General features: G+C 56.8%; 27 protein-coding genes, 1 tRNA gene and 1 pseudogene. 11 read left to right on the top strand and 18 right to left on the bottom strand.

Annotation, left to right across the window (positions count from 1 at the left end; translation table 11 throughout):
• Nucleotides 1–14: 14 nt before the first annotated feature.
• The gene (locus tag ABLV78_RS19195; RefSeq protein ID WP_045393507.1) at nt 15–809 is read right to left on the bottom strand and encodes a TraB/GumN family protein; all 795 of its coding nucleotides are present in this window, start codon (nt 807–809) and stop codon (nt 15–17) included.
• A 132-nt stretch (nt 810–941) separates the two neighbouring features.
• On the bottom strand, nt 942–3,443 hold the full coding sequence (gene copA, locus ABLV78_RS19190) for a copper-exporting P-type ATPase CopA (protein WP_047049497.1): 2,502 nt from the start codon (nt 3,441–3,443) through the stop codon (nt 942–944).
• Nucleotides 3,444–3,548: 105 nt separating this feature from the next.
• Between copA and cueR the strand changes: the two genes are divergently transcribed.
• Nucleotides 3,549–3,959: a Cu(I)-responsive transcriptional regulator gene (gene cueR, locus ABLV78_RS19185; protein ID WP_045393501.1), complete on the top strand. Its 411-nt coding sequence runs from the start codon at nt 3,549–3,551 to the stop codon at nt 3,957–3,959.
• On the opposite strand, the gene ABLV78_RS19180 is transcribed toward cueR, so the two are convergent.
• Together ABLV78_RS19180 and ABLV78_RS19175 are read right to left on the bottom strand one after the other, a co-directional pair.
• Entirely contained in the window at nt 3,956–4,414 is a 459-nt protein-coding gene (locus ABLV78_RS19180) for an NfeD family protein (protein ID WP_045393498.1), read from the bottom strand. The two genes, cueR and ABLV78_RS19180, sit on opposite strands and share 4 nt — an antisense overlap.
• Nucleotides 4,411–5,328, bottom strand: coding sequence for an SPFH domain-containing protein (locus tag ABLV78_RS19175; protein ID WP_020079443.1), 918 nt, complete (start codon nt 5,326–5,328; stop codon nt 4,411–4,413). Before ABLV78_RS19175 ends, ABLV78_RS19180 begins: the two co-directional genes overlap by 4 nt.
• Before the next feature lie 139 nt (nt 5,329–5,467).
• Here ABLV78_RS19175 and fetA point away from each other — a divergent pair, with 139 nt between their 5' ends.
• Nucleotides 5,468–6,145, top strand: coding sequence for an iron efflux ABC transporter ATP-binding subunit FetA (gene fetA, locus ABLV78_RS19170; protein WP_045393492.1), 678 nt, complete (start codon nt 5,468–5,470; stop codon nt 6,143–6,145).
• Nucleotides 6,132–6,914, top strand: a complete 783-nt coding sequence (gene fetB / locus ABLV78_RS19165; RefSeq protein ID WP_045393489.1) for an iron efflux ABC transporter permease subunit FetB — start codon at nt 6,132–6,134, stop codon at nt 6,912–6,914. Before fetA ends, fetB begins: the two co-directional genes overlap by 14 nt.
• A gap of 94 nt (nt 6,915–7,008) precedes the next feature.
• Here fetB and ABLV78_RS19160 read toward each other — a convergent pair whose 3' ends face one another.
• Genes ABLV78_RS19160 through tesA form a run of 3 tightly spaced genes read right to left on the bottom strand, consistent with a single transcriptional unit; the run spans nt 7,009 to nt 9,341 of the window.
• A complete protein-coding gene (locus ABLV78_RS19160; protein ID WP_015367889.1) occupies nt 7,009–7,863 on the bottom strand; it encodes a co-chaperone YbbN in 855 nt (284 codons plus the stop codon).
• 58 nt (nt 7,864–7,921) lie between these two features.
• On the bottom strand, nt 7,922–8,728 hold the full coding sequence (locus tag ABLV78_RS19155) for an SDR family oxidoreductase (RefSeq protein ID WP_161801889.1): 807 nt from the start codon (nt 8,726–8,728) through the stop codon (nt 7,922–7,924).
• Nucleotides 8,718–9,341 (bottom strand): multifunctional acyl-CoA thioesterase I/protease I/lysophospholipase L1, encoded by a 624-nt coding sequence (gene tesA, locus ABLV78_RS19150; RefSeq protein ID WP_047049514.1) that lies wholly within the window; start codon nt 9,339–9,341, stop codon nt 8,718–8,720. The genes ABLV78_RS19155 and tesA overlap by 11 nt, the downstream gene beginning before the upstream one ends.
• Here tesA and ybbA point away from each other — a divergent pair.
• The 3 genes from ybbA to ABLV78_RS19135 all read left to right on the top strand — a co-directional run bounded on the left by ybbA (nt 9,312) and on the right by ABLV78_RS19135 (nt 13,736).
• Nucleotides 9,312–9,998 (top strand): putative ABC transporter ATP-binding protein YbbA, encoded by a 687-nt coding sequence (gene ybbA / locus ABLV78_RS19145; protein WP_047049495.1) that lies wholly within the window; start codon nt 9,312–9,314, stop codon nt 9,996–9,998. The genes tesA and ybbA overlap by 30 nt on opposite strands.
• The gene (gene ybbP / locus ABLV78_RS19140) at nt 9,995–12,409 is read left to right on the top strand and encodes a putative ABC transporter permease subunit YbbP (protein ID WP_047049493.1); all 2,415 of its coding nucleotides are present in this window, start codon (nt 9,995–9,997) and stop codon (nt 12,407–12,409) included. The genes ybbA and ybbP overlap by 4 nt, the downstream gene beginning before the upstream one ends.
• Nucleotides 12,410–12,590: 181 nt before the next feature.
• The gene (locus ABLV78_RS19135) at nt 12,591–13,736 is read left to right on the top strand and encodes a porin (RefSeq protein ID WP_047049491.1); all 1,146 of its coding nucleotides are present in this window, start codon (nt 12,591–12,593) and stop codon (nt 13,734–13,736) included.
• 227 nt (nt 13,737–13,963) lie between these two features.
• On the opposite strand, the gene mnmH is transcribed toward ABLV78_RS19135, so the two are convergent.
• The 6 genes from mnmH to ppiB all read right to left on the bottom strand — a co-directional run bounded on the left by mnmH (nt 13,964) and on the right by ppiB (nt 18,477).
• Nucleotides 13,964–15,040, bottom strand: a complete 1,077-nt coding sequence (gene mnmH / locus ABLV78_RS19130) for a tRNA 2-selenouridine(34) synthase MnmH (protein ID WP_047049489.1) — start codon at nt 15,038–15,040, stop codon at nt 13,964–13,966.
• 109 nt (nt 15,041–15,149) lie between these two features.
• Nucleotides 15,150–16,217 carry a 5-(carboxyamino)imidazole ribonucleotide synthase gene (gene purK / locus ABLV78_RS19125; RefSeq protein ID WP_045393471.1) on the bottom strand — a complete coding sequence of 356 codons (1,068 nt, stop codon included), beginning with the start codon at nt 16,215–16,217 and terminating at the stop codon, nt 15,150–15,152.
• A complete protein-coding gene (gene purE / locus ABLV78_RS19120) occupies nt 16,214–16,723 on the bottom strand; it encodes a 5-(carboxyamino)imidazole ribonucleotide mutase (protein WP_047049486.1) in 510 nt (169 codons plus the stop codon). The genes purK and purE overlap by 4 nt, the downstream gene beginning before the upstream one ends.
• Nucleotides 16,724–16,819: 96 nt before the next feature.
• Entirely contained in the window at nt 16,820–17,152 is a 333-nt protein-coding gene (locus ABLV78_RS19115) for a hypothetical protein (protein WP_045393468.1), read from the bottom strand.
• Nucleotides 17,153–17,256: 104 nt separating this feature from the next.
• Nucleotides 17,257–17,979, bottom strand: a complete 723-nt coding sequence (gene lpxH / locus ABLV78_RS19110) for a UDP-2,3-diacylglucosamine diphosphatase (RefSeq protein ID WP_047049484.1) — start codon at nt 17,977–17,979, stop codon at nt 17,257–17,259.
• A gap of 3 nt (nt 17,980–17,982) precedes the next feature.
• Nucleotides 17,983–18,477, bottom strand: a complete 495-nt coding sequence (gene ppiB, locus ABLV78_RS19105) for a peptidylprolyl isomerase B (RefSeq protein ID WP_015367878.1) — start codon at nt 18,475–18,477, stop codon at nt 17,983–17,985.
• Nucleotides 18,478–18,650: 173 nt separating this feature from the next.
• Here ppiB and cysS point away from each other — a divergent pair, with 173 nt between their 5' ends.
• Nucleotides 18,651–20,036, top strand: a complete 1,386-nt coding sequence (cysS, locus tag ABLV78_RS19100) for a cysteine--tRNA ligase (protein ID WP_045393462.1) — start codon at nt 18,651–18,653, stop codon at nt 20,034–20,036.
• A gap of 45 nt (nt 20,037–20,081) precedes the next feature.
• Here cysS and ABLV78_RS19095 read toward each other — a convergent pair whose 3' ends face one another.
• From ABLV78_RS19095 to folD, 5 genes and pseudogenes are all read right to left on the bottom strand, one after another.
• A complete protein-coding gene (locus tag ABLV78_RS19095; RefSeq protein ID WP_047049481.1) occupies nt 20,082–20,912 on the bottom strand; it encodes a DUF2145 domain-containing protein in 831 nt (276 codons plus the stop codon).
• Nucleotides 20,909–21,340: an STM0539 family protein gene (locus tag ABLV78_RS19090; protein ID WP_047049479.1), complete on the bottom strand. Its 432-nt coding sequence runs from the start codon at nt 21,338–21,340 to the stop codon at nt 20,909–20,911. Before ABLV78_RS19090 ends, ABLV78_RS19095 begins: the two co-directional genes overlap by 4 nt.
• An 8-nt stretch (nt 21,341–21,348) precedes the next feature.
• Nucleotides 21,349–21,715 (bottom strand): annotated as a pseudogene (locus tag ABLV78_RS19085) (metal-dependent hydrolase).
• 118 nt (nt 21,716–21,833) lie between these two features.
• Nucleotides 21,834–22,046 carry a ribosome-associated protein YbcJ gene (ybcJ, locus tag ABLV78_RS19080; protein WP_015367876.1) on the bottom strand — a complete coding sequence of 71 codons (213 nt, stop codon included), beginning with the start codon at nt 22,044–22,046 and terminating at the stop codon, nt 21,834–21,836.
• Between the two features lies 1 nt (nt 22,047).
• A complete protein-coding gene (folD, locus tag ABLV78_RS19075; RefSeq protein WP_015367875.1) occupies nt 22,048–22,914 on the bottom strand; it encodes a bifunctional methylenetetrahydrofolate dehydrogenase/methenyltetrahydrofolate cyclohydrolase FolD in 867 nt (288 codons plus the stop codon).
• A gap of 320 nt (nt 22,915–23,234) precedes the next feature.
• Here folD and ABLV78_RS19070 point away from each other — a divergent pair.
• The 4 genes from ABLV78_RS19070 to kduI all read left to right on the top strand — a co-directional run bounded on the left by ABLV78_RS19070 (nt 23,235) and on the right by kduI (nt 26,329).
• Nucleotides 23,235–23,311: transfer RNA gene (locus tag ABLV78_RS19070), tRNA-Arg, on the top strand.
• Between the two features lie 160 nt (nt 23,312–23,471).
• A complete protein-coding gene (uraH, locus tag ABLV78_RS19065) occupies nt 23,472–23,873 on the top strand; it encodes a hydroxyisourate hydrolase (RefSeq protein ID WP_047049475.1) in 402 nt (133 codons plus the stop codon).
• Nucleotides 23,874–24,275: 402 nt separating this feature from the next.
• On the top strand, nt 24,276–25,274 hold the full coding sequence (gene kdgT, locus ABLV78_RS19060) for a 2-keto-3-deoxygluconate transporter (RefSeq protein ID WP_047049473.1): 999 nt from the start codon (nt 24,276–24,278) through the stop codon (nt 25,272–25,274).
• A gap of 218 nt (nt 25,275–25,492) precedes the next feature.
• The gene (gene kduI, locus ABLV78_RS19055) at nt 25,493–26,329 is read left to right on the top strand and encodes a 5-dehydro-4-deoxy-D-glucuronate isomerase (protein ID WP_045393454.1); all 837 of its coding nucleotides are present in this window, start codon (nt 25,493–25,495) and stop codon (nt 26,327–26,329) included.
• The last annotated feature ends 159 nt before the right edge of the window (nt 26,330–26,488 follow it).

The raw sequence follows: 26,488 nt of genomic DNA, 5'->3' as shown, positions 1-26,488 counted from the left end.
TATTGGCCATTTTTTTACGTCAACATATCCGGCAGGTTCCCTTCGCCATACAGATGCAGCGCGCCGACGGCGACCACGTAACGCCCCGGCGGCAGGGCAAGCAGCGTGTCGCGCCAGGCCACATTGCGCTGATGCATCAACACATCATATAAGGACTGGCTGAAGGTCGTCGGCAGCGTTTCCGCGCCGCGCGACGGCGGTTGCTCCAGCCACCAGCCAATCATGACCTGCAGTAAACGGGCGTTGGTGCGCCAGTGGGTCAGCGTATCTTCCAGCAGCGCCTTACCGCCGTCTGGCAGATTGCGCAGGAGCGCGATTTGGCTATCGGCGCCTTCCAGCTCCATCACCCTTATGTTGCTCTCGCGAGCGACCATCAGCAACTGGTAATCAATACCGTAATCGGGGCGTAACCCTAGCTTTTGCGCCTGAGTAGCTTGTAGCACCATCGCTACCTGCCATAGCGGCTGGCTATCGAAAAGATCGACCGATAAACCCAGCTCGCCGGCGCGTGAGCGTAATTCTGCTAATTGTGTTTCGCTCAGACGTTCAGCCAGCGGTGGATAAGAGGGGAGATTACTGAAAGGCGTTTCATTACCGGTGATGTCCGCTTCGACGATTAAGGCGTCGGCCTGACGTATTTTTTTCAGTAGCTTAGCCGGCGGCGGCGCCATGTCGCGGGTGCCCATATGGATGCTGCCTACGAGGTGTAAATAACGTTCGCCGGGCAGGACGATATCCATTGCAGGCCAGGAATAAGACGAGCCGACGGCGGCTCGCCACAGCATTTTTATTCGGTTTAACAGGCCCATACGCGCTCCGAAGTGTGAGGCATTCATGCTAGCGCATATGGTGGTGGCCGTCATCTTCCCCGCGGTTTTTTATTGTCGCCAGGAAATAAACGGGCGCTGAGTAACCTCAGCGCCCGTTTTCCGGTGACTGCGCTAATCTTTCGGTTTAAAGCGCAGCAGGCGGTTAGCGTTACTGACCACGGTGATTGACGACAGCGCCATTGCCGCGCCGGCGACTACCGGGTTCAGCAGGGTACCGGTCAGCGGCCAGAGGATCCCGGCGGCAATCGGGATGCCCAGTGAGTTGTAAACAAATGCGCCCAGCAGGTTCTGTTTCATGTTGCGTAACGTCGCTTTCGAAATCGCTAAAGCATCGGCCACGCCGTTAAGGCTATGGCGCATCAGGGTGATCGCCGCGGTCTCAATGGCGACATCGCTGCCGCCGCCCATGGCGATACCAACATCCGCCTGCGCCAGCGCCGGGGCGTCATTAATACCGTCGCCGACCATCGCCACTTTGTGTCCCTGACTCTGCAGGCGTTTAATGGCGTCGGCTTTACCGTCCGGCAGCACGCCGGCGATCACTTCATCAATGCCCGCTTCTTTGGCGATGGCATTGGCGGTGGTCGGGTTATCCCCGGTGAGCATTACCAGACGATAGCCCTGCCGATGCAGGCGCGCCAGCGCGTCGACGCTATCTTCACGTAGCGGGTCGCGGATGGCGAACAGCGCCGCGGCCTGACCATCGATCGCAAGCAGTACCGGCGTGGCGCCGCGCGAGGCCTGTGTCGTCATCTCGCTTTCCAGTTCCGCGGTGGCGATATGCTGCTCGTTAAGCAGCGCCTGGTTGCCGAGCAGCAGTCGATGACCTTCCGCTTCACCGCTGACGCCAAGCCCGCGCAGGGTACGGAAGCCGCTTACTTCCGGTAAAGTGCTGTCGGCGGCTTTATCGAGGATCGCCCGCGCCAGCGGATGGCTTGAGCCTTGCTCGAGCGCGGCGGCAAGACGCACCGCGGTTGTTTCATCAAACCCTGCGAAGGTTTTCACGGCCACCACCTGCGGCTTGCCTTCGGTCAGGGTACCGGTTTTATCGAACACCAGGGTGTCGAGTTCACTGGCGCGCTGCAGAGCATCGGCGTCACGCACCAGCACGCCGTATTCCGCCGCCCGGCCGACGCCGGAAATAATCGACATCGGCGTCGCCAGGCCCAATGCGCATGGACAGGCGATAATCAGTACCGTGGTGGCAATGACCAGGGTATAGACGATTTGCGGCGCCGGGCCGAAGAAGTACCAGATACCGGCGCTAATCAGCGCAATGGCTACCACTGCCGGAACAAATACCGCAGAGATTTTATCTGCTAGTTGGCCGATTTCCGGTTTGCTACTTTGCGCCTGGCGCACCATGCGAATAATCCGCGCCAGCGTGGTCTGGCTGCCGACGGCGCTGGCGGTAAACAGCACGCTGCCGTCCTGCACCACGGTACCGGCATGAATGGCGTCGCCATCGCCTTTTTGCTGCGGTACCGGTTCGCCGGTGAGCATGGCTTCATCAAACCAGGCTTCGCCCTGGCTTATCACGCCGTCAACCGGAACGCGATCGCCAGTGGTCAGACGCAGCGTCATCCCCGCCTCAACTTCCGCGAGCGGCAGATCTTTCTCGCCTTCAGCCGTCACGACGCGTGCCGAAGGCGGCGTCAGGTCGAGCAGTTTTTCCAGCGCTTTCGAGGATCGCTGGCGCGCGCGGGCTTCCAGCATATGGCCGAGGTTGATAAGACCAATGATCATCGCGCTGGCTTCGTAATACAGGTGGCGCGCTTCCATCGGGAACCACTGCGGCCACAGGTTGACGCTCATGGAGTACAGCCAGGCCACCCCGGTTCCCAGCGCCACCAGCGTATCCATGGTGGCGGTGCCGTTTTTCAGGCTTTTCCAGGCGCTGCGGTAGAAGTGACCGCCAGCGAAGACCATCACCGCGAGGGTGATGAGGCCGATGACCAGCCACAGCGATCGATTGTCGTCGCTGACCATCATGTTATCGCCAATCATGCCCCAGACCATGACCGGCACGCCGACCAGCAGGGCGACAATCGCCTGCCAGCGAAAACGTTTCATGGTGGCGATGGCGGTTTCCTGCTGCCGTTCGCGGCGTTTCAGATCGTCTTCGATAGCCTCCGCGCCGTAGCCGGCTTTTTCCACCGCCTGCACTAATTCTGCGGCGGACGCGCTGCCCATCACCAGCGCAGTGCGTTCCGCCAGGTTTACCCGCGCCTGTGAGACTCCCGGCACCGCGGCAAGCGCGTTTTGTACCCGGGAAACGCAGCTGGCGCAGCTCATGCCGTTGATCAGCAGCTGTTGACTGTCATCCTCGTCATGGGCTGCCGGAAGCTCGGGAGTGGCCGCTGTCAGTGCTTCCGACGGGATTGATGATTCTGCCAGCGGTTTAGCCTTTGGGTGGCTGAGCTCCGCGCCGTATCCGGCTTGTTTGATGGTCTCAATCAGGGCTTCAGCGCTGGCGCTGCCCGTGACGTGGGCTTCGGTAACAGTGACCTCCGCCTGTTCAACGTCGGGACGCTGTTCGAGGCTCTCTTTCACGCGTTTAACGCAGTGGCCGCAGGAGAGGCCATCAAGCGTCAGGTCGATAGTGTTAGACATAAATAACTCCTGAATAATTTCCGGTTAATGATTGACCGAACACACTCTTTCATCGAGTATTAAGAAGGTTAAACCTTCCAGCAAGGGGAAGGTCAAGGGGGAAAAATGAATATTAGCGATGTGGCGAAAAAAACCGGCTTAACCAGCAAAGCGATTCGTTTTTACGAAGAGAAAGGGCTGGTGACGGCGCCGCTGCGTAGCGATAACGGCTACCGTACCTATAGTCAAAAGCATCTGGATGAACTGACGCTGCTGCGCCAGGCGCGGCAGGTGGGATTTAATCTGGAGGAGTGCCGCGAGCTGGTGGCGTTATTCAACGATCCGTCGCGGCACAGCGCCGATGTGAAAAAAAGAACGCTGGAGAAAGTCGCGGATATTGAGAACCATATCCGCGAGTTGCAAAACATGCGCGCGCATCTGCTGGCGCTGGCGGACGCCTGCCCCGGCGATGAGAGCGCGGATTGCCCGATTATTGATAATCTTTCCGGCTGTTGTCACCGCAAAGCGCAGGCTTAGCGGACGGCGGCTCTTATCCGCAAGGTAATGCCTTCGACGGCGACCACTTCAACCTTGCTGCCCGCCGCAAGGTCTTCATCGGCAATCACCGGCCAGGAGCTATCGCCGACGCGGACGTGGCCGCGACCGTTTTCCAGCGCGTTGTCGAGTGTGAAACGACGGCCAACCAGCTGCTGGCCGCGCTGGTTAAGCTGCGCGTCGGCGGGGCGCTGCTGCCTCATGCGTTTACGCAGCCATTTTGACCACAGCCACGCCGCCAGCAGGGTAAGGACGGCAAACAGCGTCCCTTGCCATTCCCAACTAAATGGAATAACCCAGGTCAGCAGGCCGGTAACCACGCCAGCTACGCCGCTCCACAGCAGGTAGCCATTGCTGCCGAGCATCTCTGCCGCCAGCAACAGCCCGCCAAGGGTCAGCCAGAAAATATGCGGATGGGCGAGGATCAGGGCGATCATGATTTTTTCCGTTCGGCGCTGCTCTCTTTCAGCAGTTCGCCGATCCCGGCGATCGAGCCCATCAGACTGCTGGCATCCAGCGGCATCAGCACCACTTTACTGTTGTTGGCGGCGCCAATCTGCTGCAGCGCGTCGGTATATTTCTGCGCCACGAAGTAGTTAATCGCCTGAATGTCGCCTGACGCAATCGCCGATGAGACCATCTGGGTGGCGCGGGCTTCCGCTTCGGCGGAACGTTCGCGGGCTTCCGCCTGCAGGAAGGCCGACTGCCGTTCGCCTTCGGCTTTGAGGATCTGCGACTGCTTTTCACCTTCGGCTTTGAGGATTTCCGCCTGACGCACCCCTTCCGCCTCGAGGATATAAGCGCGTTTGGTTCGCTCAGCTTTCATCTGGGCGTTCATCGAGGAGATAAGCTCCGCCGGCGGGCGAACGTCGCGGATTTCGACACGGGTGATTTTCACCCCCCACGGATTGGTGGCATCGTCGACGATATGCAGCAGGCGAGTGTTAATGCTATCGCGCTGGGAGAGCATTTCATCCAGCTCCATCGAGCCGAGTACGGTACGAATGTTGGTCATCGTCAGATTGACGATCGCCAGCTCAAGATTACTGACTTCATAGGCGGCTTTTGGCGCATCGATCACCTGGATGAAGCAGACGGCGTCAATGGTGACGTTGGCGTTATCGCGGGAGATGACTTCCTGCGAAGGGATATCCAGTACCTGCTCCATCATGTTCACTTTGCGGCCGATGCGATCCATAAACGGTACCACTAAACTTAAGCCCGGCTGCAGCGTCTGCGTGTAGCGGCCAAAGCGTTCGACGGTCCATTGATAACCCTGCGGCACGATTTTTACTGCCGCCCCCACAATGACCAGTGCGACAAAAATAAGAACGGGGATAAAAATCAGCATCAAAAACCTCCTGTCTTGTTGCCTGATGGGCGCCGCAGCGAAATGGCGCAGATTTAAACAGAGTATAACTTTCTCCTTGTTCCGGTGAAAGAAAACTGGAGTAAACTGTCTGCGTTTTAGGAAATTAATTGGACATATAATGAAGGAAAATAACGCGATTTTGCGCCTCGAGGGTGTTGGTTTTAAAACCGACGACGCGGTCATCCTGAATAATATCGATCTCCGGATTAGGGCTGGAGAGTTTAAGTTAATTACCGGGCCATCCGGATGCGGCAAAAGTACGTTACTGAAAATCATCGCCTCTCTGCTGAGCCCGACCAGCGGAGAGATTTTTTTCAACGATACCGATATCACTACGCTGTCGCCGGAAAACTATCGCCAGCAGGTCTCTTATTGCGCGCAAACTCCGGCGCTATTCGGCGATTCGGTCTACGACAACCTGGTTTTCCCATGGCAGATCCGCAACAAACAGCCGGATCCTAAAGCGCTGATTGCCGATCTCGAACGCTTCGGGCTGGCGGATAATACGCTGGAGAAATCGATTAACGAATTGTCCGGCGGCGAAAAACAGCGGGTCTCGCTCATTCGTAATCTGCAGTTTCTGCCGCAGGTGCTGCTGCTGGATGAAATTACCAGCGCGCTGGATGAGAGCAATAAGCGCAACGTTAACGAGATTATTCATCGCTACGCGACGGAAAAAGGAATGGCCATTCTGTGGGTCACTCACGACCAGAACGAAATTGCCCACGCTGATGAAGTGATTACGCTACAGCCTGCTGGCGGGAAAATGCAGGAGGGGAAAAATGAACGGGCATAATATTACTAACGAATCGCTGGCGCTCTCGATGGTGCTGGTGCTGGTGGCGATCGTTGTGAGCTATCGGGAAAAGCTGGCGCTGGAAAAAGATATTATCTGGAGCATTTGCCGGGCGATAGTGCAACTCATCATCGTCGGCTACGTGCTGAAATATATCTTTAACGTTAACCATGCGGTGTTAACGCTATTGATGGTGCTGTTCATCTGCTTTAACGCGGCGTGGAATGCGAAGAAGCGCAGTAAATATATCGACAAAGCTTTTGTCTCATCGTTTATCGCTATTACCACCGGCGCCGGACTAACCCTGGCGGTGCTGGTCTTCTCGGGGTCGATCGCCTTTGTGCCGATGCAGGTTATTCCGATTGCCGGCATGGTGGCCGGTAACGCTATGGTGGCGGTAGGGCTGTGCTACAACAATATGGGCCAGCGTTTTAACAGTGAGCAGCAGCAGATTCAGGAGAAGCTAAGCCTCGGCGCGACGCCGAAGATGGCCTCCGCGCGGCTGATCCGCGACAGCATTCGCGCCTCGTTGATTCCCACGGTAGATTCAGCGAAAACGGTCGGACTGGTGAGTTTGCCGGGGATGATGTCGGGACTGATTTTCGCCGGGATTGACCCGGTGAAGGCGATTAAGTATCAGATTATGGTCACGTTTATGTTGCTGTCGACCGCCAGCCTGTCGACGATTATTGCCGGCTATCTGACTTACCGGAAGTTCTTCAATACCCGTCATCAACTGGTGGTGACGCAGTTGAAAAAGCGCCCGTAAGCATTCCCGGGTAGCGGCTTACGCCTTACCCGGGCTACCACGGCGTAATCTGTAGCCCGGATAAGCGTAGCGCTATCCGGGTCAGCGCCTCTGATTAGTACAGCAATGAATACAGCTGGCGGCGGTATTTCGCCGCCAGGGCGTCTCCGGTACCGAGCGCCGCGAGGATCTCCTGCAGCATTTTGCGAACCTGGCCATCGCCGGCGCCTAAATCTTTTTGCAGATGCGTGAACAGCAGCGCCAGCGCTTCTTCGTTGCGCCCGACCTGGTGCAACTGCAACGCCAGCTGAGACGCCAGCGCCGCGTCGTCCGGGTTCTGCTCGACCTGCTGCTGTAGTTGCTGGATTTCCGGGGTATCGGCGGCCTGCTTAAGCAGTTCAATCTGCGCCACCAGCCCCTGATAACGGGTGTCCTGATCCTGCAGCGGCACGGTTTTCAGCACGCTTTCAGCCTCATCGGAACGCTGCAGGGCAATTAGCGTTTCCGCCAGCAACAGGCCAATCTGGCTATCCTGGTTAGACAACTGCCAGGCGTCTTTCAGCAGCGGCAGCGCGTCGGCGTATTTTTCTTCCTGCATCAGCGCCAGCGCTTCTTGCGCTTTCAATTCTTCTTCGCGCGGCAGTACTTTATCCAGCAGGGCGCGGATGGCTTCTTCCGGCTGCGGGCCTTCAAAACCATCTACCGGCTGGCCGTTCTGGAACAGATACACCGTCGGAATCGCGCGCAGACCAAACTGCGAAGCCAGCATTTGCTCCGCGTCGCAATCTACCTTCGCCAGCGTAAACTGACCGTGGTATTGGGCGGCCAGGCGCTCAAGCACCGGCGTCAGCTGTTCGCAGTGCTGGCTGCGGGCGGACCAGAAATAAAACAGCACCGGCGCGTTCATGGATTGCTGCAGCGTCTGCTGCAGGTTGGCTTCGGTAATATTGACAATATTCTGTTCGGACATGGGCGTATCTCGTTAGTCGATTTCTGTTTTAGATGGGGGCGACATTCAGCGCTTCAACTCAGCCCTGGATAATTTTGTCCATCGCACGTGCCGGCAGCAGGCGTTTTAACCAGCCTACCGCGTGGGTGACCAGCGTCACCGGATAGCGCAGTTTCGGCTTGTCGCTGACGAAGGCGTGACGCACTTTTTCCACTACCGCCTCCGGGCCGAGCGTAAAGCGCGCGGCAATGCCTGGGTTCTCTACCGTCTTGTCGCCGGTCTGGTTAACGTTGTTGGTAAAGCGGGTACGGATTGGCCCAGGCTCAATCAGGCTGACTTTTATGCCGCTGTGGCGGAGCTCCATGCGCAGGGCATCGGACCACGCCTCCAGCGCGTATTTACTGGCGGCATAGGCGCCGCGGCCGGGGCTGGAAATCAGCCCCATCACCGAAGAGGTCATCACGATGCGGCCCTCGCCGTGCGGCTGCATAGCGGGCAGCAGCAGCATGGTGAGCTGGTGGGCGCCGAAAAAGTTGGCGGAAAACTGCTGTTCCATTTGCTGACGGCTGATGGTGGTGAGCGGACCGTAGACGCCGTAGCCAGCATTATTGAACAGGCCATACAGGCGGTTCCCGGTCAGCGCGATGACCTCGGCGGCGGCATTTTCGACGCTTTGCGGGTCATCGAGATCCAGCAAAATACCGGTCAGACCCAGTTCCTGCATACGGGCGACATCCTCCCCCTTACGGCAGGCGGCCAGTACCCGAAAGCCCTGGCGTTTTAAATCGAGCGCGCTTTCGAGGCCAATTCCGCTGGAACATCCTGTAACTAAAACCGATTTTTGCATAACTTTACCTGTGAATGACTCCCGGCGTTCAGGAGTCATGATTAACTAAGGGAGCCAACCGGGTTGCCATCCAGTCGGCAATAAACGGTTGCGCATCGCGATTAGGATGAATGCCGTCGTCCTGCATCCATTGTGGCTTGAGATAAACCTCTTCCATAAAAAAGGGCAGCAGAGGAATATCGAACTCTTTGGCCAGTTGCGGATATATCGCGCTAAAGGCTTCATTATAACGGCGCCCATAGTTGGCGGGCAGGCGTATTTGCATCAGCAGCGGCTGGGCCTTCGCCGCTTTGATATCCTGAATAACGGTACGCAGCGTCTGCTCCGTTTGCTGCGGCGGGAAACCACGCAGCCCGTCGTTGCCGCCCAGTTCCACCAGCACCCAGCGCGGCTGGTGCTGCTTCAGTAGCGCCGGCAGGCGCGCCAGTCCCTGCTGCGAGGTGTCGCCGCTGATACTGGCGTTGACCACCGTCGTTTTGGCCTGCCACTTCTCATTAAGCAGAGCAGGCCAGGCCGTATTGGCCGCCATTCGATAGCCGGCGCTCAGGCTATCGCCAAGCACTAACAGCGTATCCGCCGCCATTGCGCGGCAGGTAAACAGAACCATAAACAGGAAAGGCAAATGCCAGCGGAAAACATACTTGAAGTTCATCATCTTAAGAAATCCGTCGGTCAGGGAGAGCATCAGTTGTCCATCCTTACCGGAGTTGAGCTGGTTGTCAAACCGGGGCAAACCATCGCCCTGATTGGCGAGTCCGGTTCCGGGAAATCCACGCTGCTGGCCATTCTCGCCGGGCTCGACGACGGCAGCAGCGGCGAAGTGTCTCTTTTGGGGCAGCCGCTGCATCAGATGGATGAAGAGGCGAGGGCGACGTTACGCGCGAAGCACGTAGGCTTTGTCTTTCAATCGTTTATGTTGATTCCGACGCTAAATGCCCTGGAGAACGTCGAGCTGCCGGCCTTGCTGCGCGGCGCCAGCGATAGCCAAAGCCGCGGCGATGCGCGCGCGCTGCTTGAACAGCTAGGGCTTGGCAAACGCCTGCACCATTTACCGGCGCAGCTTTCCGGCGGCGAGCAGCAGCGAGTGGCGCTGGCTCGCGCCTTTAACGGCCGTCCGGCGCTGCTATTTGCCGATGAGCCGACCGGTAATCTCGACCGTCACACCGGCGATAAAATCGCCGATCTGCTGTTCTCACTCAACCGCGAACACGGCACCACCCTAATTCTGGTGACCCACGATCCGCTGCTGGCGGCGCGTTGCGATCGTCGCTTACGCCTGGTGGATGGCAAGTTGCAGGAGGAAGCATGATAGCCCGCTGGTTCTGGCGCGAATGGCGCTCGCCTTCACTGCTCATCGTCTGGCTGGCATTGAGCATGGCGGTGGCCTGCGTGCTGGCGCTGGGCTCAATCAGCGACCGTATGGAAAAAGGGTTGAGCCAGCAAAGCCGCGAATTTATGGCCGGGGATCGCACCTTGCGCAGTTCACGCGAAGTGCCCGCCGAGTGGATCGCCGAGGCGCGCGCGCTCGGGTTAACCGTGGGCGAACAGCTGAGCTTTGCCACCATGACTTTCGCTGTAGATACCCCGCAACTGGCGGATGTCAAAGCGGTTGATGATACTTATCCGCTGTACGGCACGCTGGAGACCTCTCCGGCGGGATTAAAACCGCAGCGCGGCAGCGTCCTGCTGGCGCCGAGGCTGATGGCGCTGCTGAATCTAAAAACCGGCGATAACATTGATGTTGGCGACGCTACCTTGCGCATCGCCGGCGAGGTCATTCAGGAGCCTGACGCCGGCTTCAACCCCTTCCAGATGGCGCCGCGGCTAATGATGAATATCGCCGATGTGGCGAAAACCGGCGCGGTACAGCCCGGCAGCCGCGTCTCCTGGCGCTATAAGTTTGCCGGTAGCGCGCAGCAGCTGGCGGCCTACGAGCGGTGGCTATTGCCGAAGCTTGGCGCGGAACATCGCTGGATTGGCCTGGAGCAGGATGATAGCGCGCTGGGTAAATCGCTGGAGCGCTCGCAGCAATTTTTACTGCTGTCCGCGTTATTAACGTTGCTGCTGGCAGTCGCCGCGGTGGCGGTCGCGATGGGGCATTACTGCCGCAGCCGCTACGATCTGGTCGCTATTCTCAAAACCTTAGGCGCCGGGCGGGCGCAGCTGCGTAAACTTATCGTCGGTCAGTGGCTAATGTTGCTGATGCTGGCGGTTGCGGCGGGGGGCGCGATGGGGCTGCTGCTGGAAAAAGCCCTGCTGCTGATGCTTAAACCGGTGCTGCCCGCCGCGCTGCCGCCCGCCAGCGGCTGGCCGTGGCTGTGGGCTATCGGCGCGATGGTGGTGATTTCGCTGCTGGTCGGCTGGCGGCCCTATCGGCTGCTGCTGGCGACTCTGCCGCTGCGGGTATTGCGGCAAGATGTGGTGGCTAACGTCTGGCCGTTAAAACACTATATTCCCGTGGTCTGCGCGGTGGTTGTCGGCGGACTGGCCTGGCTGATGGGCGGTAGCCCGCTACTGTGGTCGGTGCTGGTCGGGGCCTTGGTGCTGGCGCTGCTATGCGGGCTGGTAGGCTGGGCCTTGCTGTGGTTGCTCAAGCGCGTCACGCTAAAAGCGTTGCCGCTGCGCCTGGCGGTGAACCGTCTGTTGCGCCAGCCGTGGTCAACGCTGAGCCAACTGGCGGCGTTTTCACTGTCGTTTATGCTGCTGGCTCTGCTGTTGGTGTTACGCGGCGATTTGCTCGAACGCTGGCAGCAGCAGCTGCCGCCGGAAAGCCCGAACTACTTTCTGATTAATATCGCTCCCGAACAGGTAGTTCCGGTGAAGACATTCCTCGCCGAACACCAGACCCGGGCGGCGGAGTTTTATCCCATCGTGCGCGCGCGGCTGACGCAGATTAACGGTCAAACCACCGAGGGCAATAAAGACGAAGCGCTAAACCGCGAGCTTAATCTCACCTGGAGCGAGCAGCGCCCGGATCATAATCCGCTGGTGGCCGGCAGTTGGCCGCCGAAGTCTGGCGAGGTGTCGATTGAAGAGGGGCTGGCGCAGCGGTTAGGCGTCAGGATCGGTGATAGCGTCACCTTTACCGGCGATACCCAGCAATTTAGCGCTAAGGTGACCAGCGTGCGCAAAGTTGACTGGGAGAGCCTGCGGCCCAACTTCTTCTTTATTTTCCCGCCGGGGGCGCTGGATGGGCAGCCGCAAAGCTGGCTTACCAGCTTCCGTTGGGATAATGGCAACGCGATGCTGACCCAGCTTAACCGCGAGTTTCCTACCGTCAGCCTGCTGGATATCGGCGCCATCCTGCGCCAGGTCGGCCAGGTGTTGACGCAGGTCAGTCGGGCGCTGGAGGTCATGGTGGTGCTGGTCACCGCCTGTGGCGTGCTATTGCTGCTGGCCCAGGTGCAGGTCGGGATGCGCCAGCGGCATCAGGAGCTGGTCGTCTGGCGGACGCTGGGGGCCGGTAAAGTCTTGCTGCGCACCACGCTGTGGGCGGAGTTTGCCCTGCTTGGCGTGGTGTCGGGGCTGGTGGCGGCCATTGGCGCCGAGGTGGCGCTGGCGATGCTGCAAACCAAAGTGTTTGATTTTCCATGGACGCCGGACTGGCGGCTGTGGGTGATGCTGCCACTCTCAGGCGCTATTTTATTATCGTTGTGCGGCGGTTGGTTGGGATTACGCTTATTAAAAGGTAAAGCGTTATTCCGACAATTTAACCAGTAAATAGATTTCATTTTTATGAAGCGCCGCGCAATTTCGCGGCGCTTTTATTTTAACGGCACAAAATGATAATTCCTTGATTTTTAAGCGCACAAAACATTAAAAACCCAACAACACGTCGTGCTAATTCGCAGTTAATATTCAACTGGCAAATATAAGATTGCTTATTACTCAAGGAAAAAGCATGGCACATAAAATAAAAGCGCTGGCGATCTCGATCGGCGCAGCATTAGCGTTAACTTCTTTTGCATCCCAGGCTGAGATTACGCTGCTGAAACAAGATCCGCAGGCGGGCGATCCGTTAAGTCGCCTTAACTTTACCGTCGGCGGGAGTATTCGTCCGCAGTTCAATATGATGACCGGCGATGGCGATAAAGGTTCCTACAAGCGTAACGGTTTCGATGGCGGCACCCGTTTCCGTTTCGCGGCTGATTACTATCTCTTTGATGATATTAGCTGGATCAGCTACTACGAACTGGGCGTCAATATTCCGGCGCTGTTCGATTGGGACAATCACTACGCGGAAGGGGCGAATAATACCACCCGCCGTATGTTGTTCACCGGTCTGAAGAGCGATACCTGGGGTACCTTAACCTACGGTCAGCAAAACAGTATTTACTATGATGTCGTCGGCGTGAAAACCGATATCTGGGACTACGATATGATCGGTCAGGCTCCGGGTAACGGTATTAACGGCGATTACGATGGTTCTTATCGTTCACGCAATATGTTGAAATATAAGAAAACCGTCGGTGATGTCGATCTGTATGGCTCCTATCTGTTTGAAGATAGCGAATATCTGCCGGGCGATGGTCTGCGCTACAAGCGTAAAGGCGGCGGGTCTATCGGCGTGGATTACCACATCATGAAGGACCTGACCTGGGGTACCGCGTGGAACTACACCCGCGCCGAAATGCGCGACCCGTCAAGCTCCAATAGCAAAACCTACGACCAGAATATTGTCGGTACCGCGTTGAGCTGGACTCCGGATAACTGGACCTTCTCCTTCGGCGGCGGCTGGTATCAGAACTTCCTGACTACCAAGAAAACCGATGTTCATAACTATTTCGCCGGCGATGCCTGGGGTATTGAATACTTTGCCGGCTATAAATTCCCGATCAATCAATACGCTGTTAAATCTATTCAACCGTACTTTATGGGCGACCGCCTGGAGTACGTGAATGGCCGCAACTACCAGCGTATTGATAACGGTTTGGGTATTAGCTTCCAGCTGGATTACGGTTTCCGTGTTGATTACGAGCACGTGTTTACCTCCAGCACCGATGATCTGGGCGATATGAACCTGGTGCGTCTGCGCTACGACTTCTAACGATGAGTCGCCGCAAGCCGGGAATTTCCCCGGCTTGCGCTGCGCTAAGCCGGGCTACCAAATCGCACAGCGCTGTAGCCCCGGTAAGCGGCAGCGCCACCGGGGGTTTTGAGGCCATTGGTACCGGCAGTTTCAGCCAGCACGATGATTAAATTAAAGGCTGGCCGCACGGACCGTAGGTCGGGTAAGGCGCCAGCCGCTACCCGGGAAGCCGTCTGGTTGGGGAACTACTTCGCCAGCCAGGCGGCGACATCCTGCCAGTTACCGCGAAAGATAATCTTCCCGGCTTTTTTCCCCAACTGATAGCGATACATCGGATCGTAGTATTCATTTAACAGCGGAACCAGCCAGGCGAAGTGCGCCTCGGTACTGGCGGTACGCTGCTGCTGCGACAGCGCCGCGTCGAGCAGTTCGCTTAGCTGGGCAAAGCGCTGTAGCCCTAGCCGACGCCGGATGGCAAACAGCCCGTGATGCAGATACTCGCTATATTCCTGCCAGCCTTTCTCTTCGCCATAGGCGGCAATAAAGTCGCGATGCATACGATCGAAGTACTCTTCGCGCAGTCGCTCCAGACGAACGTCAAACGGATCTTCCACCACCGCCAGCGGCGATTGCGCCATGCGGATACGCAGGCACTCCGGCAGGTGGTTCGCGCCGATCATATGGCCTTCATCTTCCAGCACCCAGCGTGTCTGTTGTTCAGCTTTTTTAAGCAGGGTGACCGCCAGATGGTTTTCGAACGTCGCCTGCGGGTGTTGCTGCAGTAGCGTTCGGCCAAATGACGAACCGCGGTGGTGGGCGTGACCTTCAAGATCGATACCGTCCGGGCGCGAGCAAACCAGCTGGGTTTTGCCATTGCCGGTGCAGCCGCCAATCAGCACGATAGGGCGCTGTACCAGCTCCTCGGTAGTCTGTATTGCCGCCTGGCGTAGCGCTTTGTAGCCGCCGACAATCAGCGGATAATCGACGCCAGCTTCCCGCAGCCACTGCTGCACGATATGCGAGCGCTGGCCGCCGCGGGCGCAGCACAGATAGCCCTGCGGATAGCGGGCGCAGGCCTCCAGCCACGCCTTGAGACGGCTGGCTCGCAGGTCGCCATCGACCAGCTTATGGCCGAGGGCTAATGCCGCTTCCGGCCCCTGGCGCTTGTAACAGGTGCCGACGGCGGCGCGTTCGTCATCGTTCATCAGCGGTAGGTTAATCGCCGCGGGCATCGCGCTTTGCTGAAATTCCACCGGTGCGCGGACGTCGATAAGCGGCGTATCCGCGCTGAGGATGGCGCGATAGTGTCTCCCATTTTCCATGGGTCGTCCTTTTGAGTTAAAACCAGATGTGCTTACTGCGAGGTGGGGATTCTACGCGCCGAAGGGCGTGCCGGGGAAGGGGATAGATCAAATCCCCGGCACGAATGGCTTAATTAAGCTGCGATTGCGCCCAGAAAACACCGCTGGCGTATTCGGCTGGCAGGAGCGGTTTCAGCGCTTCCAGCGTGGCGCTCAGGCGATCGGTATCGCTGTCGGTCAGATTCAGGTGGCCGACTTTACGCCCCGGACGAACCTCTTTGTCGTACCAGTGCAGATGCACCAGCGGCAGTTTTAGCCAGTCGTAGTTCAGATCGCTGCCGATCAGATTGATCATCACCGACGGGCTGTTGACCACCGGTGGCGGCAGCGGTAGATCGGTAATGGCGCGCAGGTGCAGTTCAAACTGGCTAATGGAAGCGCCGTTCTGCGTCCAGTGGCCGCTATTATGTACGCGCGGCGCCAGCTCGTTGATCAGCAGTCCCTCGGCGGTGACGAAGCACTCCATGGCCATCACGCCCACGTAGTCGAGCTCGTTCATGATCGCCGTCAGCATGCTTTCCGCCTGCGCCTGCTGGCGGGCATTGGCCTGCGGGAAGGCGACGCTGGCGCGCAGAATGCCGTCCTGGTGCAGGTTGCGGGTCAGCGGATAAAACACCGTGCTGCCGTCGCGGCCGCGGGCGCCGACCAGCGACACCTCGCCGGAGAAGTTAATACCCTGCTCAACGATACACTCGCCGTAGTTATCATCGGGTAGTTGTGTGGTTTCGTTCTCGCGTAAACGCCACTGGCCGCGGCCATCGTAGCCGCCAACGCGGCGCTTGACGATAGCCAGTTCGCCCAGACGGGCAAACACGGCGGGCCACTCGCTTTTATCCGCCAGTAGCTGCCACGGCGCGGTGGCGAGGCCAAGTTTGTCGAACAACTGTTTCTGGGTCAGGCGGTCGGCGATGATCGGAAAAACGTCGCGGTTAACGAACGCCGAATGGCGCGCCAGCTCACGGGTTAAAGCGGTTTCCGGCCAGCGTTCGATTTCGGCGGTGATGACGCTTTGCTGGAACGGCACCGCTTCCGGGTCGGCTTCCAGGCCGACCGGCCAGACGGCGATGCCCAGCGGTTCACCGGCCTGACGCAGCATGCGGCCTAACTGTCCGTTACCGAGGACGCAAACCTGTTTCATGCCGCACCTCGCGGGTCCGGGTTATCCAGCACCTCATCGGTTTGCGCCTGACGCCAGGCGCTCAGGCGCTGATGCAGCTCAGCATCATGCTGGGCGAGAATTTGCGCGGCGAGCAGGGCGGCGTTAGCGGCGCCGGCTTTGCCGATGGCCAGCGTGCCGACCGGGATGCCGCGGGGCATTTGAACGATAGAGTAGAGGCTGTCAACGCCGCTTAACGCTGCGCTCTGAACCGGCACGCCAAGCACCGGCACCAGAGTTTTCGCTGCAATCATGCCCGGCAAATGCGCCGCGCCGCCCGCACCGGCGATGATCACCTGATAACCGTTGCTTTCGGCGCTTTCGGCGAAGCTAAACAGTTTATCGGGCGTACGGTGGGCGGAAACCACTTCAACATGGTGCGGAACGTTCAGGGTATCAAGGATTTCTGCGGCGAACTGCATGGTAGTCCAGTCGCTTTTGGACCCCATCACGATGGCGATACGCGCCGGATTATTGCGGGAAGACATGCGTCTGAAAACTCCTGTGGGTGTGCTTCACACTGCTTTAGAGGCCACAGAGAATAGCACGATATCCCGCCAAGGAAAACGGTTGCGTACGCGTGGTTAGCCGTCTTTTGTCTCGCTTGCCGACGATGAAGTACGTTGTTTATTTGCCTTTATCTCATTCATGATACAGGTGATAAGCAGCACTAACCCCCAAGGAAGCATCAGGGTACCCATGATCAGTAAATAGATTTGTACCAGCCGCCCATCGTGGGGCCGGGTACAGAGCAAATAAATAGCATAAAAATAAATTGCCCATGCCAGCATTGCACACCAGACAAATGCCAGTGTGTTGCCGATAGCGACGCCGATTAAGGCGATATAGCTTACCCCTAACGGATTGAGGATCGCGATGATCATTCCCCAGATTAGGGGCTGGTTCCATTTTTTCATACTCGTTCCTTGAGTGAGATTTAGCCAAAGGCTAGCATGCGGAGAACAGATAGCGTCAGTCATTCCCCCTTCAGAAGAAGGTTTTCGGAATTGTGCCTGGGAGATTAAAACGGGAAATAGATAAGTTCGACGCCGTCGGCGCTGACTTTCACCATTGACCCTTCGCTGTGCCACGCGCCGAGGACCACGCGCCACGCGGGCTGCCCGTTGGCCTGGAGTTCATGGACGGCCGGGCGATGGGTATGGCCGTGAATCAGCCACTGCACCTGATGCCGCTCCATCGCGTCGACGACCGCCTGCGGATTCACATCCATAATTTCCATCGATTTGCTGCTGTTGGCGGCTTGGCTATCGGCGCGCATTTTGGCGGCGATGCGGCGGCGGATAAACAGCGGCAGGGCGAGAAACAGACGTTGGATCCACGGGGTATGGACTTTAGCGCGAAACGCCAGGTAACCGGGGTCATCGGTACATAAGGTGTCGCCATGCATAATCAACACTTCACGGCCATAGAGGTCCAGCCGCTCTTCTTCAGCGAGCAGGATCATGCCGCTCTGGCGGGCGAAGCGCTGGCCGACGAGAAAATCGCGGTTGCCGTGGATGAAGTAGCAGGGAACGCCGGCGTCGACGACGGCTTTGATGGCCGAAGCGATTTGCTGATGCAGCGGGTTCGGATCGTCATCGCCGATCCAGGCCTCGAACAGGTCGCCGAGTATATACAGCGCGTCCGCTTCGCGGGCGCTGCCGGCTAAAAAGCGCAGAAAACCGGCGGTGATCGCCGGTTCTTCTGTTTGCAGATGCAGGTCTGCAATAAAAAGTGTCGCCACGAATTATTCGCTGACGGTGACGCTTTTGATTACAACATCTTCTTTCGGCACATCCTGGTGCATGCCGCTGCGGCCGGTGGCAACCGCTTTGATTTTGTCTACCACGTCCATACCTTCAACCACTTCGGCAAAGACGCAGTAGCCCCAACCCTGCAGGCTTTCGCCAGAGAAGTTCAGGAAGTCGTTGTCTACTACGTTGATGAAGAACTGCGCGGTGGCGGAGTGCGGGGCCTGAGTACGGGCCATCGCCAGCGTACCACGGGTGTTTTTCAGACCGTTGTTGGCTTCGTTCTGAATCGGAGATTTGGTCGCTTTCTGATTCATGCCCGGCTCAAAGCCGCCGCCCTGAATCATGAAGCCATTGATAACACGGTGGAAAATGGTGTTGTCGTAGAAACCTTCGCGGCAGTAGTCCAGGAAGTTTTTAACTGTTTCCGGCGCTTTGTCGTCAAACGTTTTGATTACGATATCGCCATGATTGGTGTGGAAAGTAACCATTTTTGCATCCTGTTCCGATGATTGTAGTGCTGAACCCAGGGTTGGGTATGACATAGGTGGCTGTTATAGCATAACCGCGGGGGTCGATGCACCTTGCAATGTGTGCTGCTTCCGGTTTGAATTAGGGTTAGAATAAGCGACTTATATCCACACACGTCTACACGGAATCTTCGATGTTAAAAATTTTTAATACACTGACGCGCCAAAAAGAAGAATTTAAACCTATTCATGCCGGGGAAGTTGGCATGTACGTGTGTGGAATTACCGTTTACGATCTCTGTCATATCGGCCATGGCCGCACCTTCGTCTCTTTCGACGTTGTCGCTCGTTACCTGCGCTTCCTTGGTTACAAGCTGAAGTACGTGCGCAACATTACCGATATCGACGATAAAATCATTAAGCGCGCTAATGAAAATGGCGAAAGCTTTGTCGCGCTGGTCGATCGCATGATCGCTGAAATGCACAAAGATTTTGACGCCCTGAACATTCTGCGCCCGGACAACGAGCCGCGCGCCACCCATCATATCGCCGAAATTATCGAAATCACCGAGCAGCTGATCGCCCGCGGTCACGCTTATGTGGCGGATAACGGCGACGTGATGTTCGACGTACCGACCGACCCGAACTACGGTCTGTTGTCGCGCCAGGATCTCGACCAGCTGCAGGCGGGCGCCCGCGTCGACGTGGTTGACGTTAAGCGTAACCCAATGGACTTCGTCCTGTGGAAGATGTCGAAAGAGGGCGAGCCGAGCTGGCCGTCGCCGTGGGGAGAAGGGCGTCCGGGCTGGCACATTGAGTGCTCGGCGATGAACTGCAAACAGCTGGGTAATCACTTTGATATTCACGGCGGCGGTTCGGATCTGATGTTCCCGCATCACGAAAACGAGATCGCGCAATCGACCTGCGCCCACGATGGCGAATACGTCAACTACTGGATGCACTCCGGAATGGTGATGGTCGATCGCGAGAAAATGTCGAAATCGCTGGGTAACTTCTTCACCGTCCGCGACGTGCTGAAGTACTACGATGCCGAAACCATCCGCTACTTCCTGATGTCCGGCCACTATCGCAGCCAGCTGAACTACAGCGAAGAGAACCTCAAGCAGGCGCGTTCGGCGCTGGAGCGTCTGTACACCGCGCTGCGCGGAACCGATAAATCCGCGCAGCCTGCCGGCGGCGAAGCCTTCGAAGCGCGCTTTATCGAAGCGATGGATGACGACTTCAATACCCCGGAAGCCTACTCGGTGCTGTTCGATATGGCGCGTGAAGTAAACCGTCTGAAAACGGAAGACGCGGCAGCCGCGAACGCGCTGGCGGCCCATATGCGTAAGCTCTCATCGGTGCTGGGTCTGCTTGAACAGGAACCGGATGCTTTCCTGCAGAGCGGCGCGCAGGCTGATGATGGCGAAGTAGCGGAAATCGAAGGGCTTATCCAACAGCGTCTGGATGCGCGTAAAGCGAAAGACTGGGCGGCGGCGGATGCGGCGCGCGATCGTCTTAACGAGATGGGTATCGTGCTGGAGGATGGTCCGCAGGGCACCACCTGGCGTCGTAAGTAAGCGCCATTGCTAATGAAAAGGCCACGCTTGCGTGGCCTTTTTGCGTTAGGGACTGACTTCCAGTGGTGTAGGCTGAAAAACGCATACGGATTCGGGCAGATTCAGATGCAGGCAGGAGGATATGTTGCGGCTGTAACGGGCAATAAACTGAATAACGCTATCGCCACTGTTTAAACCTACTTTGCCACTTGCCAATAGTTGTTCCGGCTGATCGTCGGTAAAAACATTGCTGGCAACTATTTTTGCCCCAAGGCGTTCGAAAATCGTGACCTTAACTAACGAGGGTTGATAACCCTGCTGTAAGAGCCAATGTCTGGCCTGCTCGCGTGACCAGATGTTGCTATCGCCCGCTCGGGCAAAGACTTCCAGCAGCCAGCCATTAGAGTTTTGATACGGCCCGGAGAAGGGCCAGGCGATCAGGTTATAGCGCGGGCTGTGAAACAGGTTCAGTTTGACAGGGTTGTGCAAAAGCGCTTGTAGCGCAGCGTTAAGTTCGCCGCGCGGACGTAAAATCGCAATCTGCTGGTTAACCAGTTCATCGGCGAGAAACTCATATAATCCCTGGACGTACAGCGCCGATCGCGCGGTGCCGCAGGTATTCAGATTATGATAAACCCGCCAGCTGTTATCGGCCTGCCGTAGGGCGTAGCCGGCATGTGACCAGGTTAACCCACGGCTGGACATATCTTGCCCCTGGCGGACCAAAATAACCACCGCTTCCGGTTCGCTATTTAATTGTTGTTTGAGCAACTGTGCCTGATGCATGGTTGCGGCAATGGTTTCCGCCGATGGCGACCCCGTGCCGCAATCGGTGCTGGCTGCAGTCGCGCTTACTGATGCCACGCTCAGGCACAAGGCGAGCGCCAGGCGCTTCATTTCGCCGACAGCGGTTGGTTAGCGGAGAGCGAGGCGTCCTCTTGATTCACCATATGGGTCAGGACCTTACCTTCTTTTTTCAGCAGTGCGCCGGTGCCTTCCGGGGCTTTCTCCAGCGTCAGCTTGTCCCCGGTTTTGAGATCCGCCTCTTCCACCACCTGCAGCGGCAGCACCATTTTGACGGTGTTCTGTTTAGGGTCTTTGGTGGTCAACAGCGCGGTTTTCTGCTCTTTATTTTTGTCGACAGAAGCGGTAATCAGTGCGGCGGGGAGCAGGACTGGCGAGAGAATGATGCCGCTCACCAGCGCCGAACTGCCGATACTGGTAATGGTCGAAGAGACGGCATAGGCGTTTGTATGATCCTCGGCGTGAATCGGGCACGAAACCGCCAGCAGTGCTGCAGCGGCAAGGATGGTCGTTTTATACATGTTAATCCCTAACGTTGAATAGATTGACGATATAGCCAGAGTAGTAGCGCCAGTGCGCTTCCCGGCAGCCAGACCCACTGCAGCTCGGAGAGGATCACCTGATGGCCATAAGGCGTGGCATAACGCGATAGCGCGAATGGCACCACTTTAATCACCTGCCAGGGCAGGAAGAAGCGTTGATCGGAGCAGGGCCACAGCCAGCCGACGCCTTTACCACCATCGGTGATGGCATCGAGCAGGCTATGGGATAAGAGGCAGATACTAAGAAATGCCCAACGCCACGCCAGCCAGCAGCAGGCGAGGGGGAATGATTTTGCATCCCAGCCCTAACCCCAGACACAGCGGAACGGCGGCATCAGTGATGATGGTTGGCATTGGCTTATATTCTACAAATAAAAGCCTATTATCAGTAGGGTATTTGAGGATTACATCCCCGCATTATTCTGATTTTCCTGCGGGAGAGCGCTGGCGCCGGGACCGGCGCCAGAAAGGATTAGGCGATAACGGTAATGCTTTGACCGTCAAAGGTCACCGTTTGCCCGGCGACGATTTTACAGCGTTTGCGGGTTTCCACCGCGCCGTCGACTTTCACCAGCCCTTCGGCGATGAAGATTTTGGCCTGCGCGCCGCTTTCGCTCCAGCCTTCCAGCTTCAGCAGGTCGCACAGTTCAACATGCGGGTGTTTGCCCAGAGAAAAATTCGCCATCTTAGGCCTCCTGAATGTCGTGATACTCTTCGCACGCCTGCAGCGTATTCTGAATGAGGGTCGCTACGGTCATCGGGCCGACGCCGCCCGGCACGGGCGTAATGTAGGAGGCGCGTTCCGCCGCGTCTTCAAACACCACGTCGCCGACCACTTTGCCGCTTTCCAGACGGTTAATGCCGACGTCCACCACGATGGCGCCTTCTTTAATCCATTCACCCGGAATAAAGCCCGGTTTACCGACCGCGACAATCAGCAGATCGGCATTTTCGACGTGGTGGCGCAGGTTTTTGGTAAAGCGGTGGGTGACGGTAGTAGTGCAGCCCGCCAGCAGCAGCTCCATGCTCATCGGACGGCCGACGATGTTAGAAGCGCCAATCACCACCGCGTTGAGGCCATAAGTATCGATATTGTAGCGCTCAAGCAGGGTAACAATGCCGCGCGGCGTACAAGGACGCAGACGCGGCGCACGTTGACACAGGCGACCAACGTTGTACGGATGGAAGCCGTCGACGTCTTTGTCCGGGGCAATGCGCTCAAGGACTTTAACATTGTCGATGCCGGCAGGCAGCGGCAGCTGCACCAGAATGCCGTCGATAGTGTTATCGGCATTAAGCGTGTCGATAAGTTCCAGCAGCTCAGCTTCGCTGGTGGTTTCCGGGAGATCGTAAGAGCGGGAGACGAAGCCCACCTCTTCACATGCCTTGCGTTTGCTGCCGACATAAATCTGCGATGCAGGGTTGCTGCCGACCAGCACAACGGCGAGCCCGGGGGCGCGTTTTCCGGCCGCTACGCGCGCCTTCACTTTTTCCGCGACCTCAGAGCGCACCTGCTGCGCAATCGTTTTACCGTCAATAATTTTTGCTGCCATCAGAGAGAGGATTCCATCTGTCACTTTACGAAAGGGGGATGTGGATATTTTGTCAGAAGCCAGCCCCGCTGTCAGTTATCGTTTGCGTTTTTATCGGTTTTCCGCCGCGGGGCGGAGGAAAACAGGCTATTTTCCCGCGCTATAGCGACGTAATGGACGAGTCGCCAACGAGTTGGGCGAACAATCCTTAACCAGACATCGCGTTAATAATCGACAAGCTCGCTATGCTACTGTCTTTTCCCGGCAAAATGCATTGACTCACCGGAGGTTGACCGTATAATTTCACGCGATTGCACCTCCCGAAGCTCCCGCTTCTCAGTGCGCCCTTAGCTCAGCTGGATAGAGCAACGGCCTTCTAAGCCGTAGGTCACAGGTTCGAATCCTGTAGGGCGTGCCATTATCGCTTCTCTTACGTTCTATTCCTCCATCCAACACAAGACTTTGGCGTAGATCCGCGCGGCTATTACCCGTTAATTAATAACGAAAAGTTTAATTTTATTTCCCAGCGCGCTGACTATAGTGATGACACATTCACTTGCTTAATAAGGTCATCGCTCATGAAGTTAATTATCGCTTCCGTTATTTCATTGTTGAGCTTCAGCGCGCTTGCGGCGCCGGAAGGGACACTAAGCGTACATATTCTCAATCAGCAGACCGGTCTGCCTTCTCAAGGGGTGCAGATTGAGCTCGATAAGCAGCAGGGCAGCGGCTGGCAGCATATCGCCAGCGGTAAAACGGATGCCGATGGCCGTATCAAGTCGCTCTATCCGCAGGCCGATAATATGGAACCTGGGGTGTATAAAGTGACCTTCAAAACCGGTGACTACTTTAAAAGTCATAATATGAGCACCTTCTTTCCCGTCATTCCGGTTATTTTCAGCGTAACCGAACAGAACCAAAAGCTACATATCCCGCTGTTGTTGAGCCAGTTTGGCTACTCAACCTACCGCGGTAGTTGATCCACGCACTTTTCCTGGCCGGGCAAAGCGAAGACCGTCGTGTCTTGCTTTGCCCGGCGCATGTCACCGAATTCACTAAAACATCTATCTAACATTTCATCCCGCCCTTGATTGCCGCAACGTCGTGGCTACACCTCCCTTTTGTTTTCAATAAACGATCCTTCGTTCGATTTCTTTTTGATATGTGATGACGGTAACTAAAACACTGTTTTGTTTTCGTTGAATCATTATTTCACATGATCAATGATAACGGCATGGTATCAGTGTGGTGCGCACAACCCTGAGACTCCTGACTTTTCTCATCTGTTCGTAATGCAATGAACAGAAAGAATTTTTTCAAACGCTATTGAAAGAATAAGTCACATCCTTGCCGTTCAGGTGGGGTGGAGATGAGGATAAAACATGAAAATCAAAGCAACCATTGAACGTATCCCTGGCGGCATGATGCTGGTCCCATTGCTGCTTGGCGCGGTGCTTAATACCCTGGCGCCGGATACCGGTAATTACTTTGGTTCATTCACTAAAGGCATGATTGGTGGGACGGTGCCAATCCTGGCGGTGTGGTTTTTCTGTATCGGCGCATCAATCGATTTGCGCGCCACCGGTACCGTATTACGTAAGTCCGGCACGTTAGTGATCACCAAAATTGCCGTCGCCTGGATTGTGGCCTTTATCGCCGCGATGGTCATTCCGGAAAATGGCGTCCAGACCGGTTTCTTTGCCGGACTGTCGGTGCTGGCTATTGTCTCGGCAATGGATATGACCAACGGCGGTCTGTATGCCAGCCTGATGAATCAGTACGGCAGTAAAGAAGAGTCCGGCGCGTTTGTGCTGATGTCGCTGGAGTCCGGGCCGTTGATGACCATGGTGATCCTTGGCTCCGCCGGGCTGGCTTCCTTCGAGCCGCACCATTTTATCGGCGCGGTGCTGCCATTCCTGGTGGGCTTTGCCTTAGGCAACCTCGACCACGACTTCCGGGCTTTCTTTAGCAAAGCCACCCCGGTGCTGATTCCGTTCTTTGGTTTTGCGCTGGGCAACACTATCAACCTGAGCGTGATTCTGGATACCGGACTGCTGGGAATCGTGCTTGGCGTGGCGGTCATCATCATTACCGGTATCCCACTGATTATTGCTGACCGGGTTATCGGCGGCGGCAACGGGACGGCTGGCGTCGCGGCCTCTTCCGCAGCGGGCGCGGCGGTCGCGAACCCGGTGATCATCGCGCAGATTAATCCGGCCTTTGAACCGGTGGCAGCTTCGGCGACGGCGCTGGTCGCGGCAAGCGTCATCGTCACCGCGATTTTAGTGCCCATTATTACCGCCCTGTACGCCAGACGTTTTGGCAACGCGCAGGTGGTGAAAACGCCTGGCGCCAGCGTGGCGCCATCGGCGAATCACTAATCTATTCTCGCCCTCCGCAGGAGGGCTCAGACTGCTGACAAAGAAGGAAAAAGCGTGGTTTTTCCTTCTTTGTGGTTATCAGCCGAAAATCAATAAATTGATTTTCCTTGTTATTTGCCTGATGCAATTTGCAAGCTCAATGATTGCATGAGGTTTGTCATTAATCTCTGCCCTCCGCAGGAGGGCTTTATCATTCAAGTATCTGCCTGGAGGCTAACGTGGACGTAAGACAAAGTATCCACAGCGCGCATGCGAAAACTCTGGATACCCAGGGGCTGCGTAATGAATTTTTAGTTGAAAAAGTGTTTGTGGCTGACGAATACACCATGGTGTACAGCCATATTGACCGCATTATTGTTGGCGGCGTCATGCCGGTGCAGCGCGGCGTGTCGGTGGGCGGCGAAGTCGGCAAACAGCTCGGGGTAAGCTATTTCCTCGAACGCCGTGAGTTAGGGGTGATTAATATCGGCGGCCCGGGCTGTATTACCGTTGATGGCCAATGCTATGAAATCGGCCACCGTGAGGCGCTGTACGTCGGTAAGGGGGCGAAAGAGGTGGTATTTACCAGCGTCGACCATGCAAAACCGGCGAAGTTTTACTACAACTGCGCCCCGGCGCATACCACTTATCCGACGAAAAAAGTCACCCCTGCCGATGTAGCGCCGGTGACGTTGGGTGACAACCTGACCAGCAACCGCCGCACCATCAATAAGTATTTCGTGCCGGATGTACTGGAAACCTGTCAGCTCAGCATGGGCCTGACCGAACTGGCGCCGGGCAACCTGTGGAACACCATGCCTTGCCATACCCATGAGCGGCGGATGGAGGTCTATTTCTATTTCAACATGGATGAGGACGCCTGCGTCTTCCACATGATGGGGCAGCCGCAGGAGACCCGTCATATTGTGATGCATAACGAGCAGGCGGTGATTTCGCCAAGCTGGTCGATTCACTCAGGGGTGGGTACCCGCGCTTATACCTTCATCTGGGGGATGGTCGGCGAGAACCAGGTCTTCGACGATATGGATCACGTCGCCGTACGCGATCTTCGTTAAAACTCCCCCTCAAGCCGGATTGCCTTGGGGGGAAATGCAGCGGAGTTCACACTATCAGCGTATAGAGGCGGGGCGGAGGGGGAGACCCATCGCCCCGTCATTGTTGATGTCGCTTAACTCGCAGGCTTTATTAATGTGTCAGACGCATCAATAGATGCG

It is taken from the genome of Klebsiella sp. CN_Kp075, from assembly GCF_040065055.2.
Classification (GTDB): domain Bacteria; phylum Pseudomonadota; class Gammaproteobacteria; order Enterobacterales; family Enterobacteriaceae; genus Klebsiella; species Klebsiella aerogenes.
The sequence above is the reverse complement of the archived record's forward strand: the minus strand, read 5'-3'. Positions and strand labels throughout refer to the sequence as shown.

What these genes read in the sequence shown, in the direction of transcription:
- uraH (WP_047049475.1), top strand. Translation starts at nt 23,472, where the DNA reads ATGAAGTTAATTATCGCTTCCGTTATTTCATTGTTGAGCTTCAGCGCG.
- fetA (WP_045393492.1), top strand. Translation starts at nt 5,468, where the DNA reads ATGAAGGAAAATAACGCGATTTTGCGCCTCGAGGGTGTTGGTTTTAAA.
- ABLV78_RS19090 (WP_047049479.1), bottom strand. Translation starts at nt 21,340, where the DNA reads ATGTATAAAACGACCATCCTTGCCGCTGCAGCACTGCTGGCGGTTTCG.
- fetB (WP_045393489.1), top strand. Translation starts at nt 6,132, where the DNA reads ATGAACGGGCATAATATTACTAACGAATCGCTGGCGCTCTCGATGGTG.
- cueR (WP_045393501.1), top strand. Translation starts at nt 3,549, where the DNA reads ATGAATATTAGCGATGTGGCGAAAAAAACCGGCTTAACCAGCAAAGCG.
- folD (WP_015367875.1), bottom strand. Translation starts at nt 22,914, where the DNA reads ATGGCAGCAAAAATTATTGACGGTAAAACGATTGCGCAGCAGGTGCGC.
- ybbP (WP_047049493.1), top strand. Translation starts at nt 9,995, where the DNA reads ATGATAGCCCGCTGGTTCTGGCGCGAATGGCGCTCGCCTTCACTGCTC.
- ABLV78_RS19135 (WP_047049491.1), top strand. Translation starts at nt 12,591, where the DNA reads ATGGCACATAAAATAAAAGCGCTGGCGATCTCGATCGGCGCAGCATTA.
- ABLV78_RS19160 (WP_015367889.1), bottom strand. Translation starts at nt 7,863, where the DNA reads ATGTCCGAACAGAATATTGTCAATATTACCGAAGCCAACCTGCAGCAG.
- cysS (WP_045393462.1), top strand. Translation starts at nt 18,651, where the DNA reads ATGTTAAAAATTTTTAATACACTGACGCGCCAAAAAGAAGAATTTAAA.
- purE (WP_047049486.1), bottom strand. Translation starts at nt 16,723, where the DNA reads ATGTCTTCCCGCAATAATCCGGCGCGTATCGCCATCGTGATGGGGTCC.
- ABLV78_RS19115 (WP_045393468.1), bottom strand. Translation starts at nt 17,152, where the DNA reads ATGAAAAAATGGAACCAGCCCCTAATCTGGGGAATGATCATCGCGATC.
- ybbA (WP_047049495.1), top strand. Translation starts at nt 9,312, where the DNA reads ATGCCAGCGGAAAACATACTTGAAGTTCATCATCTTAAGAAATCCGTC.
- ABLV78_RS19095 (WP_047049481.1), bottom strand. Translation starts at nt 20,912, where the DNA reads ATGAAGCGCCTGGCGCTCGCCTTGTGCCTGAGCGTGGCATCAGTAAGC.
- ABLV78_RS19195 (WP_045393507.1), bottom strand. Translation starts at nt 809, where the DNA reads ATGGGCCTGTTAAACCGAATAAAAATGCTGTGGCGAGCCGCCGTCGGC.
- ABLV78_RS19175 (WP_020079443.1), bottom strand. Translation starts at nt 5,328, where the DNA reads ATGCTGATTTTTATCCCCGTTCTTATTTTTGTCGCACTGGTCATTGTG.
- ABLV78_RS19180 (WP_045393498.1), bottom strand. Translation starts at nt 4,414, where the DNA reads ATGATCGCCCTGATCCTCGCCCATCCGCATATTTTCTGGCTGACCCTT.
- kdgT (WP_047049473.1), top strand. Translation starts at nt 24,276, where the DNA reads ATGAAAATCAAAGCAACCATTGAACGTATCCCTGGCGGCATGATGCTG.
- ppiB (WP_015367878.1), bottom strand. Translation starts at nt 18,477, where the DNA reads ATGGTTACTTTCCACACCAATCATGGCGATATCGTAATCAAAACGTTT.
- tesA (WP_047049514.1), bottom strand. Translation starts at nt 9,341, where the DNA reads ATGAACTTCAAGTATGTTTTCCGCTGGCATTTGCCTTTCCTGTTTATG.
- copA (WP_047049497.1), bottom strand. Translation starts at nt 3,443, where the DNA reads ATGTCTAACACTATCGACCTGACGCTTGATGGCCTCTCCTGCGGCCAC.
- purK (WP_045393471.1), bottom strand. Translation starts at nt 16,217, where the DNA reads ATGAAACAGGTTTGCGTCCTCGGTAACGGACAGTTAGGCCGCATGCTG.
- ABLV78_RS19155 (WP_161801889.1), bottom strand. Translation starts at nt 8,728, where the DNA reads ATGACTCCTGAACGCCGGGAGTCATTCACAGGTAAAGTTATGCAAAAA.
- ybcJ (WP_015367876.1), bottom strand. Translation starts at nt 22,046, where the DNA reads ATGGCGAATTTTTCTCTGGGCAAACACCCGCATGTTGAACTGTGCGAC.
- mnmH (WP_047049489.1), bottom strand. Translation starts at nt 15,040, where the DNA reads ATGGAAAATGGGAGACACTATCGCGCCATCCTCAGCGCGGATACGCCG.